Genomic DNA, 12453 nt, shown 5'->3' with positions numbered 1-12453 from the left:
TACCTTAACAGTTTTTACTGTTTGGATGAATCAAGCTAAAATGACAATTTATCGCTAAAATCGGACAATATAATGATTGGCCTGAGACTGGACGGTTACGATCCCGACCTTCACCACGATGCCGCTGTGGCCTTTTGTATTCGCGCCAGGGATGATGAACTGTTTAGCCCTCGCCATCAGCATCGCAAGGGACAGTTGATTCTCGCTCTGCACGGCGCGATTACCTGCGAGGTGGAAAATGCGATGTGGATGGTTCCGCCCCAGTATGCCGTCTGGCTCCCCGGCTCGCTGCCGCACAGTAATCATGTGACCGCAGGGGCGGAACTGTGCTTTTTATTTATTGAACCTGCAGCGGTCGTCATGCCGGAGCGTTGCTGCACGCTGAAAATTTCGCCGTTATGCCGGGAGTTGATTTTGTCGCTGGCGCGCAGAACCGATTCCGAAAGAGCGCAAATGCCGACGCAGCGCCTTATTCAGGTGTTGTTTGATGAACTGCCGCAGCAGCCGCAGGAACAATTGCAATTACCGGTATCGGGGCATCCGAAAATCCGCCAAATGGTTGAGACAATGGCGCAGGAGCCCGCGCGATGGAATACATTAGGGCAGTGGGCCAGCGTATTCGCGATGAGCGAGCGTAACCTTGCCCGGCTGGTCGTCAAAGAGACGGGACTAAGCTTTCGTCGCTGGCGTCATCAGTTGCAATTAATCCTGGCGCTACAAGCGCTGATCGCGGGACGTAATGTACAACAGACGGCGCAAATGCTGGGTTATGATTCCACCACGGCATTCATTACCATGTTTAAAAAAGGCCTGGGGCAGACCCCAGGCCAGTATCTGGCGGGCGAGTTACTGCTTCCCCACAATTAAAGAGACCAGCCCCGCCGCAATCAGTGGGCCGACCGGCACGCCGCGAAACAGCGCGACGCCAAGTACCGTACCGACCAGCAGCCCGGCGACGAGCTGCGGTTGGTTTCCCATCAGCGTAATGCCGCGACCGCCCAGCCAGGAGACGAAAACGCCGACGGCAATCGCGACCAGCGATTTCCAGTTCACAAAAGAGTGGATCAATGTGGAGGGCGGTAGGGTTCCGCTGGCGATGGGAGCCATTACGCCGATGGTCAGAATGATAATCCCGACGGTGAGTCCCTGTTTTTCAATCCAGGGAAAAAAGGTATTCAACGGGGTTACGCGGACAATAATCAGCACCAGAATTGAGACGGCGACAGTGGTGTTGTGGCTGATAAATCCCAGAGCTGCCAGTCCGAGCAGGATCAGCAGAGTGACATCAAACATTATGGTTTCCTTGCCAAAAAGTAAGCCTGACTACTTTACGCCCAAACGGGAAAGCGCACAGGCCTTTTTAACGATTGATGCGGATTTCAGGCAACTGCCTGAAAGACAATCTCTACGTGAAAAACGGCGTTATCATTAAATTGTCATCAACGCCGCGTATTGCTAACAGGTGAACCGTCATTGTTGTCTTCCTGAGGATACAATTATGTACGATCCACCGTTTCTTGAAGCGCTGATGATTACGGCGTCGTTTTTCGCCATTTTTATCATTATCGTTGTGTCGGTATTGCTCCTTGAAGAGGGAGGGGACTAAGCCGTTGGCGATGACTGAAAGCGGCGGAAGACTGCCAGTTCTGGTCGGGCGATGCGCAGATAGTCCTGTGTATTCATAATGACTGATTTTTCCAGCAGGCCGGCATTAAAGGCAATTTCATCGAAACGCTCAAACAGGAGCGGATCGGCGACCAGTTTCAGATTAGGGTGAAAACTGAAAGGCGGGATCGCGCCAAAAACGCAGCCGGTCAGCATATCGACTTCCGCCGGGCTGGCAAGGGAAGCGCGTAAGCCGCCCAGATGTGAAGCAAGCTGAGAGAGGTCGGCTTGCTGATCGGCCGCCAGAATAGCAAGAACGTGCTGGTTGACGCCGTTGCCTTTGACTTTACAGACCAGCGCTTTTGCGCCCTGGCCCAGCGCAGTACCGCGTATTTCAGATACCGCTTCGCATTTCCCTACCGCTTCATGGTTCACCACACGATAGCGCGCGTTCTCCTGGGTTAATAAAGCCACTAAACGTTGGTGTGTAGCGACACCCTTCGCGACTTCAGTCATTTCGGCCATTTCTCACTCCTGGTGCAATATGAACATTTACTGCGAAGCACTATGATGAACGATGTTGTTTTTGTTGTTTGTTCAGATAGAGCTGCGCATCGGAAGCCTGGTAGGCATCATTAATCGTATCATTGGGCTGCATATTATAAATCCCGGCAGAAAAATGGACTGTCTTATCCGGTGCGATAATTTGCAGGTTACGAATAATACGCTCCGGCAGATGGATAGCCAAATCCGCCGCGTAATCAACAAGAATAATACAGAACTCATCGCCGCCGAGGCGAATGGCGTAATCGCTTTTACGAATCGATGTTTTAATCGCTTTCGCCAACAGGGTTATAATTCGGTCGCCTTCCTGGTGCCCCTGGGTATCGTTGATCAGTTTTAACCTATCGCAATCAATAGCGACAAATGTCACTGGCGTCCCGGTATTGACCAGGCGTTGCAGTCGCTGTTCCAGCACCGGTGTTAATATTTTACGGTTGTAAAGCCCGGTCATGGCATCGCTAATATTTTCGCGTGTGACGTTGCGATAAAGCCGAAAGTGCATCCGTACCATATTAAGCAGGAGCGCCGTTGCCAGTAAGTAAAAGGCCAGCGCTTTCCAGGACGAGACAAGGAAATAGGTTAAATCAAGGGACAACGAAACGCGCAGTCCACCCGGGATATCATGGCTATAATTCACATATTGAAACAGATTATTTTTGCTTTGATTAATAATAATTTCTTTTCCGGAGTCCATATCCTTTAGTGTTACGTTAAGATAACGCCAAACCAGCGGACGGTCCTGGGTATAAAAAATATTTTTTAAATTATCCTGGTTAACATCCACCATCACGATACCTTTTAACGTTCCCGCCAGATAGACTGGCGTTAAAAAGCTCATGACGTTTTCCTGGGTAATATCATCCATGTAAATACTTGAAATAACCGTACGGCCGGTAAAAAGTTTATCTATATCTTTTCTGTTAATACCCATTGTGCCTTTTTGTAAAAAAGTCCAACGATGCATGGCGAAGCGCCGTGAGTTGATTAAATCATAGAAATAGACATAATGTTTATTTAAATCAACGTAATAACGGAATTTAAGCTCCAGTGTGCCCAGCCCGTGACTGTGGTCGTCCTGCGAACGGTTGATGCTTACCGCCTGATCAAATGCAGGCAGTAAAAGGGCGTCATCAAGATTATCGGTACATTGTGTAGCGGCAGTTTGCAGGGTGCCATGTAGCGCCGGGTAATTATGCCGGGTCAGGTTGACGCCGTGCGTACCGTTAATAGCCTCAAAGGCGTCGCAAAACGCGCGGCGTTTTTCTGCGGTGACGGGGTCTCCCGGCGCTTCAAAAGTTCGCATCAAATGTGCGGCGATGCTTTGATTCTGGTACTTATCGTACAAAAACGACGAATCGGCTCTCTCCATGATATAACGCATATAGGCATTCATTGCCCTGTCGCTGGCAATAAGTTCGTAAATCAGGAAGGACGATGTCAAAACGATGACGCTTGCCGAGATAAAGTGCCTGAGCGCTTTATGATGCAAATTCATGATGAACTACAGCCCTGAAAGTCGGATACGTTAGTTTACCATAGCGATGAGAATTCCTCTAATAGACTGTTTAAAAATAAAACGTGTTGATGTTATGGAATAAAAATCATTCTCGGTTTAATTACGGCAATAATTCGATGTGTTGATATTTTCAATGGTTATTAATGGTAGCGAAAGTAAATTTTCAGGTAACGATGTTACGTTATTTCTTTTAAAAATAGGAAAACCATTATTATTACCGTGAAAGGAGCGTCGAGCGGTAAGGATAATTTAGTTATTCTCTTATTCCTGTAGGGGGAATGATGAAAAAGTTGAAAGAAATGGCTGCTATCTCGCTTTTTACATTATTGGCGGCGGGTTTTTCCGCATCGGTTATGGCAGACGACCAGGCGCCTGAAAGAGTTCCAGCAGCTAAAGTTAAGCCCGTTGGTGAACATGTACACTGGTGTACTCTCTTTGGTCCAGGTGATATGGAGTTGCCGCCGTTGCCAGACAGGGGATGGCCGTGGTGTTCTTAATATTAACGCAAAGGCATAGCGCTAACGAATCAATTTGTAACATAGGCCAGAACAGCTTCATTCACGCTATACGCGGATAATGACGTCAGCCGCGAAGGGTGAACGTTAAGTTGCTAATAAACCTGCCCGTAATAACAACGGGCAGGTTTAGGATTATGCACTTTGATTGGCGCTCTGTTTCTGAAACAATTCGCGGAATACCGGATAAATATCCTCCTGATCGCGAATATGCTGCATGGCGAAGTTATCGAACGTCGCCTGCAGATGTTCATACTCGCGCCATAAGGTCTGGTGGGCGCGGCGGGTAATCTCGATATAGCTGTAATAGCGCACTACCGGCAGCAGCTTTTTCGCCAGAATCTCATGACACAGCGGTGAATCGTCGGCCCAGTTATCACCGTCTGACGCTTGCGCCGCATAGATGTTCCACTGACCGGGGTCGTAGCGCTCTTTAACCACTTCGTCCATGAGTTTAAGCGCGCTGGAGACAATCGTCCCCCCGGTCTCTTGCGAATAAAAGAACTCATGTTCGTCCACTTCCTTCGCCTGGGTATGGTGGCGGATATAAACCACTTCTACGTTCTTATACGTTCGGCTCAAAAACAGATAAAGCAGAATGTAAAAACGCTTGGCCATATCTTTGGTTGCCTGGTCCATCGAACCCGAGACGTCCATCAGACAGAACATCACCGCCTGGCTGGAGGGCTCAGGCCGTTTTTCATAATTTTTATAGCGTAAATCAAAGGTGTCGATAAACGGCACTCGCTCGATTTTAGCCCGTAGTTCGGCAATCTCCCGACGTAATCGCTCCTCTTCAAGCAGTTGCGCTGGTTCGCTGTGGCTGATGGTCTCCAGTTCCGTTTCCAGGGCGTGCAGTTCGCGGCGTTTTCCTGCCGTCATTGCTGTACGGCGCGCCAGAGAGTTTTGTAGCGAACGTACCACGCTGATATTGGCCGGTACGCCGTTTGAGGTGAAACCGGCGCGGTGAGTTTTATACTCGTTAAGCTGGCGATGCTGGTTTTTCTTCAGATTAGGCAGCGCTAAATCTTCAAAGAGCAGATCCAGATACTCATCTTTTGAAATCTGAAAAACAAACTCATCCTGGCCTTCGCCGTCCTGGCTGGCCTGACCTTGACCGCTACCGGAACCGCCGCCGCCACCGCCTTGCGGACGCTCAATGCGATCATTCTGGATAAAGTGATCGTTACCCGGATGGACGCGATGGCGCAGACCGCCGCGCCCCTGATGAAACATCGGTTCGCTAATATCATCGGTTGGAATAGAGACGGACTCTCCGCTGTCGACATCGGTCACAGAGCGTTTATTAATCGCTTCGGAAATCGACTGCTTAATTTGTGCTTTATAACGACGCAAAAAGCGCTGGCGATTCACCGTGCTTTTATTTTTGCCGTTAAGACGTCGGTCTATGAACCAGGTCATATGCCCCCCGTACTGCCAACTGAGCGCCTGTTCTGTTAGTGCCGGATAGCGCTAACGCTTAGCCAGTCTATAGAACATTACTTTGTAGGCCCGGTAAGCGCAAGCGCCACCGGGCATTAACATCACGACGATTTACGCACGCGCAGGTACCACTCGCACAGCAAACGAACCTGCTTACGGGTATACCCTTTTTCCATCATCCGATCGACAAAGTCGTCATGCTTTTTCTGCTCGTCAGTCGACGTTTTGGCGTTAAAAGAAATGACCGGCAACAGCTCTTCAGTATTAGAGAACATTTTTTTCTCAATCACCGTGCGCAGCTTCTCGTAACTGGTCCAGTTTGGATTACGGCCGCTATTGTTGGCTCTGGCGCGCAGGACAAAGTTTACTATCTCATTACGGAAATCTTTCGGGTTACTGATACCCGCTGGTTTTTCAATTTTTTCCAGTTCGGCGTTCAGCGACTCGCGATCGAACAGTTGACCGGTATCTGGGTCGCGATACTCCTGATCCTGAATCCAGAAATCCGCATAAGTCACGTAACGATCAAAAATGTTCTGCCCGTACTCAGAATAAGATTCGAGATAGGCCGTCTGGATCTCCTTGCCGATAAATTCGGCGTATTTCGGGATCAGGTAGCCTTTCAGGAACTCCAGATAACGCTCAGCTTGCTCCTGCGGGAACTGCTCGCGCTCGATTTGTTGTTCCAGAACGTAGAACAGATGTACCGGGTTTGCCGCCACTTCCGCATGGTCGAAGTTGAATACGCGGGAGAGGATCTTAAAGGCGAATCGGGTGGAGAGACCGTTCATCCCTTCGTCCACACCCGCATAGTCGCGATACTCCTGGTACGATTTAGCTTTGGGGTCGGTATCTTTCAGGCTTTCACCATCATAAACGCGCATTTTCGAGTAAATACTGGAATTTTCCGGCTCTTTCAGGCGGGAAAGAATCGAGAAGCGCGAAAGCGTTTCCAATGTGCCCGGCGCGCAGGGCGCATGAGCCAGCTCGCTATGATTAAGTAGTTTCTCGTAGATTTTGATCTCTTCGGAGATTCGCAGGCAATAAGGCACCTTCACAATATAGACACGGTCGAGGAACGCTTCGTTATTTTTATTGTTACGGAAAGTCACCCATTCAGATTCGTTTGAGTGGGCAAGTATGATGCCATTAAAGGGCAGGGCGGAAATACCTTCCGTACCATTGTAGTTACCTTCCTGAGTTGCGGTCAGCAAGGGGTGCAGCACCTTAATAGGCGCTTTAAACATCTCGACGAACTCCATGATCCCCTGGTTAGCGCGGCATAGCGCGCCAGAGTAACCATACGCATCCGGATCGTTCTGGGCGTGATGTTCGAGTTTACGAATATCCACCTTGCCGACCAGCGCCGAAATATCCTGGTTGTTTTCATCGCCGGGTTCCGTTTTGGCGATGGCAATCTGCTCCAGAATGGAGGGCCAGACTTTCACCACGCGGAATTTAGTAATATCGCCGCCAAACTCATGCAGGCGTTTGGCCGCCCACGGGGACATAATCGTACCGAGATAGCGGCGCGGAATACCGTACTCTTTTTCCAGAATCTGCGCGTCTTCCTGCGGATTAAACAGGCATAACGGATGATCGTTGACCGGACTACGCTCGCCGTTGGCGCTTAAAACATAAATTGGCACGCGCTGCATTAGCGATTTCAGCCGTTCAGCGAGCGATGATTTGCCACCCCCCACAGGTCCCAGCAAATAGAGAATTTGCTTCTTCTCTTCCAGCCCTTGCGCCGCATGTTTCAGATAAGAGACAATCTGTTCAATCGCGTCTTCCATGCCGTAAAACTCTTCAAACGCAGGATAGCGAGCAATAACCCGGTTGGAGAAGAGTCGGGAAAGTCGGGGTTCCTGGGCAGTGTCGACCATATTAGGCTCGCCGATAGCCATTAATAGCCGCTCTGCCGCGTTGGCATAAGCACTGCGATCTTGCCGACAAATGGTAAGAAAATCCTGCAGTGTGAACTCTTCGTCCTTGGCAGCTTCGTAACGCTGGCGATAGTGATCGAATATATTCATGATATGCCATCCTTTCGTTTTTTCGCACATGTTAAGAGCCGTTCATATGAATAGTAGAGGCTCCCGGAAGAGGTAGACTGAACGCCGTCTCTGCTAAGGAAAAAAAAGCAACTCTCATGCCATTTTATTGGTCAGAAGATCAACGTGTCCGGTGATACACCTTCTTAACATTAAGCGTAGATGGCATTTGCAAAACTTGCCTGTACGCGTCAGTGGATTTCGATGACATATCAATAACTCATCAGGTAGAAAAGGCTGGTGGATATCAGAAAAAGCGTTCCCGGTCACATAACGATCATCAGCCGATCATCTGAAAATAATCGGTGGTGGTGATATTAAACGGTTACATTGTGTAAAATAGTTGGGCTTACAGGTATTGGCGGTTACACTTTTGCCGCAGAACATTTGAATAAGGAATTATGGATTGTGACCAAACTTAAACTTCTGGCTCTTGGCGTGTTTATTGCAACATCCGCCAGCGTCGCGCACGCTGAAAGCAACCTGACGTTGGGCGCAGGCGTTGGTGTGGTTGAACACCCTTATAAAGATTACGATAGCGATGTTTATCCGATACCGGTCATCGCTTATGAAAGCGAAAACTTCTGGTTCCGTGGTCTGGGCGGCGGGTACTACTTGTGGAATGACAATGCCGATAAGTTGTCAATCATGGCATACTGGTCCCCGATGTACTTCAAACCGGGCGACAGCGATGACCATCAGTTGCGTCGTATGGACAGGCGTAAAAGTACTATGATGGCGGGCGTTTCTTACTCGCACCACACCCAGTATGGATTCCTGCGTACCTCACTGGCAGGGGATACGTTAGATAACAGTAACGGTATTGTCTGGGATCTGGCCTGGCTGTATCGGTATACCAATGGCGGGCTGACCTTAACGCCAGGTATCGGGGTTGAATGGAATAGCGAGAACCAGAACGATTACTATTACGGCGTATCACGTAAAGAATCTTCGCGTAGCGGCATGCGCGGCTATAACCCGAACGATAGCTGGAACCCGTATCTTGAACTGAGCGCTAACTATAATTTCGCCGGTAACTGGAGCGTATATGGTACTGCGCGCTACACCCGCCTGTCGGATGAAATTACCGACAGCCCGATGGTGGATAAATCCTGGACCGGTATCCTTTCTACTGGCGTGACCTATAGATTCTGATTGATTGAATTTGCCGGAAAAACCACGACAAAGCCTGCGTTATGCGGGCTTTGTGCTGTCTGAAACGCGAACATGGCGGCTTGCATAAATGCGCTGTTGACCGGGTATGGCGCAGCCTTACGTGATTTATACTTTGTTACATCAATTTAAAAAACTAGCCTTTTATATGAAAAATCCAGGTGATTACAACTGCGCTAACAATTAGCGTAATAATTGTTGCAATGCTGGCTGATATCGCCCTGTCACGTCCCGCTTATGCTATACCCATTCTTCACAGCGAGTAAGACGAATGAGCATAGTATTCAATACCGTAGCCAAGCCCAGCGGCAGTCTGTGTAACTTATCCTGCAAGTACTGTTTCTATCTTGATAAACCCCGGGGCCAGCGCGTCATGTCTGACGATGTGCTGGAGACGTATATCCGCCGGGTAATTGATGATACGCCATCATCAGAGGTCTCGTTTTGTTGGCAGGGGGGAGAGCCGACGCTATGCGGTCTTTCTTTTTATCAAAAAGTGGTGCGCTTGCAGCAACGCTATGCCAACGGCAAAACTATTTACAACAGTCTGCAAACCAATGGCGTATTAATCAATGAAGAGTGGGCGGCTTTCTTTGCGCAGCACCAGTTCCTGATTGGTATATCGATTGATGGGCCGCAAGTCGTTCATGATAATTACCGGAGAACGCCGTCAGGGCGGGCGTCTTTTTCCCGAGTCGTTAATGCTATCCGCCTTCTGCAGGCAAATGATGTCGAGTTCAATACGCTCACTGTCGTGAATGATGCATCATGCCGCCATGGCAACGCTATTTATCATTTTTTGACGCAGGAACTGGAAAGTAAACACCTGCAATTTATTCCCATTGTTGAGCCGCTCGCGCAAAAAGCGCAGCGTTCTTTGACGTTATCTGACAATGAAGATTCGCCTTCGCTGATGCCCTTTTCCGTCACGCCTGAAGGGTGGGGCGCCTTTATGTGCGATGTTTTTGATCAATGGATACGTCACGATGTCGGACGCATATTCGTACAGCTTTTTGACAACTTACTTGGCGTCTGGATGGGGGAGCCCGCCACGCTTTGTACGATGCAGTCGACCTGCGGGCAAAGTTTGCTGGTGGAGCAGAATGGCGACGTGTTTAGCTGCGACCATTTTGTTTTTCCCGCCTATAAACTGGGCAATCTGCAGCAACACTCTTTAGAAGAAATGGCGGCTTCTCCTTTTCAGCAGCAGTTTGGCGCGGCTAAAGCAAACCTTTCTTCACGCTGCCAGAACTGTACGTGGCGCTTTGCCTGTCACGGCGGTTGTCCGAAACATCGAATTTGCATGGACGGCGGCGAACGGCAAAATTATCTCTGTAAAGGATATCTGGAGTTCTTTCAACATGTGACGCCCTATATGAATGTGATGCGTCAATTATTACTGAATCAGCGACCCGCCGCGCATATTACCCGCATCGTCGACATGATTGCGGATGACGTTCGTCAGTGACAAGAAAATCGCCCCCTTGCGCGGTATGATGCCGGACATTACCGTAGGGTCTAAGAGTCCTGTATTGTTTTACCGTCGAGTGACATTGAAAAGGAAATGAAATCAGTGAAAAACGTAACGTTTTGCGGGCAGGTGACGCTTCCTGCCATCGGACAGGGAACATGGTATATGGGCGAGCGCGCGGATCAACGTCAGCGCGAGGTTTCGGCGTTGCGCGCGGGGCTGGATTTGGGGTTACGCCTTATTGATACGGCGGAAATGTATGCCGACGGCGGGGCGGAAAAGGTCGTGGGCGAGGCGCTGGCAGGGCGACGCGATGAGGCATTTCTGGTGTCAAAAGTGTACCCGTGGAACGCTGGCGGCCAGAAGATAGTTGCCGCCTGTGAAGAAAGCCTGCGTCGTCTGAAAACAGATTATCTCGATCTCTATCTATTGCACTGGGCCGGAAACTTTTCATTCGAAGAGACCGTTGAAGGTATGGAGCGGCTAATCGCGCAGGGGAAAATTCGCCGTTGGGGAGTCTCTAATCTTGATTATGACGATATGCAGGCGCTGTGGCGCATCCCCGGGGGACAGCAATGCGCGACAAATCAGGTGCTCTATCATCTGGCGTCACGCGGTATTGAGTATGATTTATTGCCGTGGTGTCAACAACAGCGAATGCCAGTGATGGCCTATAGCCCGCTGGCGCAGGCTGGCCGGTTACGTAGCGGTTTACTGAATCATCCGGTGGTGAATGAAATTGCGCAAGCGCATAACGCTACGGCGGCGCAAATCTTACTGACGTGGGCGATTGCGCATCCGGGCGTGATGGCGATCCCGAAAGCTGGAAGTACAGAACACGTGAAGCAAAATGCGGCGGCGCTTGAGATCGCCTTGTCAGCAAACGAACTTGCCTTACTGGACAACGCCTGGCCTGCGCCAAAAGGGAAAACCGCGTTGGATATGGTGTGACGCCGGATAAAATGTGTAAGCGCCGCCATCCGGCAGGTCATGCCTGATGGCGGCTGACGCCTTTCAGAGCCTATAGCAACGCCGTTATCCATTCACTTTTAGCGTTTAGCGACGCAGATAGTCTGCGCCAGACGAGAGGGTTTTTCTTCTGTGGCTTGTTGCGGCGCAGTAGCGTAAACCGTTTCAACGCAGACAAACGTTTTATAGCCGTCATCCGGCATGTCGCCCATGCTGATGGACAACGTCGGGCCAGGGTTCCAGCCTACGACGTTAAGGTGATGGTGGTGAACTACATCAATCGTGCGGTTTAATGTCGCATCGTGGATCACGCTACATGCTTCAGGATTGAGGTAAACGCGATCGGTACGGTCCGGAAAGGTTTGTATACCGTCGGCCAGGACATCTTCTTTAGCGTCGTTAACTTTATCAATAAACCGATCGCCGAGTCCGCTGACCTTAACGTTGGCGATGTCGCCAACGTTAAAATAGCTGTGGAGCGCGGATGTGGTTGCAAATTCGCCATGCGCTTCCAGTTCAATTTCACAGGTTTTACCCACTTTAAAACGTGCCAGCAGCGTGAAATCGTGCGGCCAGTATTTCCGGGTGGCCTCACTGCTTTGCAGCTCAAATGTCAGCATTACGCCATTATCATCTTCATTATGCGCTTTTAGCGCCCACGGAAGATTACGCGCAAAGCCGTGTGACGGCAGACCCTGTTGAGCCGCAGGTCCAAACCAGGGCCAGCAGATCGGTACGCCGCCGCGTAGCGCCACGCCGGTTTTGAAAGGCGTATTATTACTGAGCCACAATACCTCTTCCTCGCCAACGGGTTTCCAGGAGAGAAGGTGCGCGCCCTGTAATGCAAAAGAGGCTTTCACCTGCGGATGGTCAACGACGATCAGATCCAGGTCATCAAGCTGACGACGGGAAAGGACAGGGGTAAGCTGTTCGATAACCGGGAGGGCAAAAATTTTATTAATCATTACGCAATCCTCTTAACCCTAAATAATTCGAGTTGCATGACAAGGCGCTTGTGCCTTGACCAGTGCTTGCGCTGGCCCGTAGAGGCGAGGCCGCAGGCCGAGTAACGCGGCAAGTGAACGACAAATTCATCGGGAACGAATTTGAACAACCGTAGGTCATCTCCGGCCAGGGACATGG

The 12453-nt window shown here is 50.0% G+C and carries 12 protein-coding genes; 6 read left to right on the top strand and 6 right to left on the bottom strand.

Annotation, left to right across the window (positions count from 1 at the left end; translation table 11 throughout):
- Nucleotides 1–72: 72 nt before the first annotated feature.
- Nucleotides 73–867, top strand: coding sequence for an AraC family transcriptional regulator (locus EOS98_RS13085; protein ID WP_001633234.1), 795 nt, complete (start codon nt 73–75; stop codon nt 865–867).
- Here EOS98_RS13085 and EOS98_RS13080 read toward each other — a convergent pair.
- Nucleotides 847–1293: a DUF441 domain-containing protein gene (locus EOS98_RS13080; RefSeq protein ID WP_000460698.1), complete on the bottom strand. Its 447-nt coding sequence runs from the start codon at nt 1291–1293 to the stop codon at nt 847–849. The genes EOS98_RS13085 and EOS98_RS13080 overlap by 21 nt on opposite strands.
- A 205-nt stretch (nt 1294–1498) precedes the next feature.
- On the opposite strand from EOS98_RS13080, the gene yoaI reads away from it, so the two are divergent.
- Nucleotides 1499–1606 (top strand): small membrane protein YoaI, encoded by a 108-nt coding sequence (yoaI, locus tag EOS98_RS13075; protein WP_000272237.1) that lies wholly within the window; start codon nt 1499–1501, stop codon nt 1604–1606.
- Here yoaI and EOS98_RS13070 read toward each other — a convergent pair.
- The gene (locus EOS98_RS13070; RefSeq protein ID WP_010989016.1) at nt 1603–2121 is read right to left on the bottom strand and encodes a YbaK/prolyl-tRNA synthetase associated domain-containing protein; all 519 of its coding nucleotides are present in this window, start codon (nt 2119–2121) and stop codon (nt 1603–1605) included. The two genes, yoaI and EOS98_RS13070, sit on opposite strands and share 4 nt — an antisense overlap.
- 49 nt (nt 2122–2170) lie before the next feature.
- A complete protein-coding gene (gene dgcJ / locus EOS98_RS13065; protein WP_001048658.1) occupies nt 2171–3664 on the bottom strand; it encodes a diguanylate cyclase DgcJ in 1494 nt (497 codons plus the stop codon).
- A 299-nt stretch (nt 3665–3963) separates the two neighbouring features.
- On the opposite strand from dgcJ, the gene EOS98_RS13060 reads away from it, so the two are divergent.
- On the top strand, nt 3964–4182 hold the full coding sequence (locus EOS98_RS13060; protein ID WP_139754715.1) for a hypothetical protein: 219 nt from the start codon (nt 3964–3966) through the stop codon (nt 4180–4182).
- 153 nt (nt 4183–4335) lie between these two features.
- Here the strand turns inward: EOS98_RS13060 and EOS98_RS13055 are convergent, their stop codons facing one another.
- Both EOS98_RS13055 and yeaG read right to left on the bottom strand, forming a co-directional pair.
- Nucleotides 4336–5622: a YeaH/YhbH family protein gene (locus tag EOS98_RS13055; RefSeq protein WP_000219714.1), complete on the bottom strand. Its 1287-nt coding sequence runs from the start codon at nt 5620–5622 to the stop codon at nt 4336–4338.
- Between the two features lie 122 nt (nt 5623–5744).
- The gene (yeaG, locus tag EOS98_RS13050) at nt 5745–7679 is read right to left on the bottom strand and encodes a protein kinase YeaG (protein WP_001518010.1); all 1935 of its coding nucleotides are present in this window, start codon (nt 7677–7679) and stop codon (nt 5745–5747) included.
- A gap of 426 nt (nt 7680–8105) precedes the next feature.
- Between yeaG and EOS98_RS13045 the strand changes: the two genes are divergently transcribed.
- The 3 genes from EOS98_RS13045 to EOS98_RS13035 all read left to right on the top strand — a co-directional run bounded on the left by EOS98_RS13045 (nt 8106) and on the right by EOS98_RS13035 (nt 11292).
- Nucleotides 8106–8852, top strand: a complete 747-nt coding sequence (locus tag EOS98_RS13045; RefSeq protein WP_126524054.1) for a MipA/OmpV family protein — start codon at nt 8106–8108, stop codon at nt 8850–8852.
- 289 nt (nt 8853–9141) lie between these two features.
- Nucleotides 9142–10338 (top strand): anaerobic sulfatase maturase, encoded by a 1197-nt coding sequence (locus EOS98_RS13040; RefSeq protein WP_023233856.1) that lies wholly within the window; start codon nt 9142–9144, stop codon nt 10336–10338.
- A gap of 96 nt (nt 10339–10434) precedes the next feature.
- Entirely contained in the window at nt 10435–11292 is an 858-nt protein-coding gene (locus EOS98_RS13035) for an aldo/keto reductase (protein WP_126524055.1), read from the top strand.
- Between the two features lie 98 nt (nt 11293–11390).
- Here EOS98_RS13035 and EOS98_RS13030 read toward each other — a convergent pair whose 3' ends face one another.
- Nucleotides 11391–12275, bottom strand: a complete 885-nt coding sequence (locus EOS98_RS13030; RefSeq protein WP_126524056.1) for a D-hexose-6-phosphate mutarotase — start codon at nt 12273–12275, stop codon at nt 11391–11393.
- Nucleotides 12276–12453: the final 178 nt, after the last annotated feature.

Origin of the sequence: Salmonella sp. SSDFZ69, from assembly GCF_004010755.1 — a bacterium.
In the GTDB taxonomy this organism is placed as follows: domain Bacteria; phylum Pseudomonadota; class Gammaproteobacteria; order Enterobacterales; family Enterobacteriaceae; genus Salmonella; species Salmonella enterica.
Note: the sequence above shows the minus strand (reverse complement) of the source record. Positions and strands in the feature narration are given on the sequence as shown.

What these genes read in the sequence shown, in the direction of transcription:
- EOS98_RS13085 (WP_001633234.1), top strand. Translation starts at nt 73, where the DNA reads ATGATTGGCCTGAGACTGGACGGTTACGATCCCGACCTTCACCACGAT.
- EOS98_RS13080 (WP_000460698.1), bottom strand. Translation starts at nt 1,293, where the DNA reads ATGTTTGATGTCACTCTGCTGATCCTGCTCGGACTGGCAGCTCTGGGA.
- yoaI (WP_000272237.1), top strand. Translation starts at nt 1,499, where the DNA reads ATGTACGATCCACCGTTTCTTGAAGCGCTGATGATTACGGCGTCGTTT.
- EOS98_RS13070 (WP_010989016.1), bottom strand. Translation starts at nt 2,121, where the DNA reads ATGACTGAAGTCGCGAAGGGTGTCGCTACACACCAACGTTTAGTGGCT.
- dgcJ (WP_001048658.1), bottom strand. Translation starts at nt 3,664, where the DNA reads ATGAATTTGCATCATAAAGCGCTCAGGCACTTTATCTCGGCAAGCGTC.
- EOS98_RS13060 (WP_139754715.1), top strand. Translation starts at nt 3,964, where the DNA reads ATGATGAAAAAGTTGAAAGAAATGGCTGCTATCTCGCTTTTTACATTA.
- EOS98_RS13055 (WP_000219714.1), bottom strand. Translation starts at nt 5,622, where the DNA reads ATGACCTGGTTCATAGACCGACGTCTTAACGGCAAAAATAAAAGCACG.
- yeaG (WP_001518010.1), bottom strand. Translation starts at nt 7,679, where the DNA reads ATGAATATATTCGATCACTATCGCCAGCGTTACGAAGCTGCCAAGGAC.
- EOS98_RS13040 (WP_023233856.1), top strand. Translation starts at nt 9,142, where the DNA reads ATGAGCATAGTATTCAATACCGTAGCCAAGCCCAGCGGCAGTCTGTGT.
- EOS98_RS13035 (WP_126524055.1), top strand. Translation starts at nt 10,435, where the DNA reads ATGAAATCAGTGAAAAACGTAACGTTTTGCGGGCAGGTGACGCTTCCT.
- EOS98_RS13030 (WP_126524056.1), bottom strand. Translation starts at nt 12,275, where the DNA reads ATGATTAATAAAATTTTTGCCCTCCCGGTTATCGAACAGCTTACCCCT.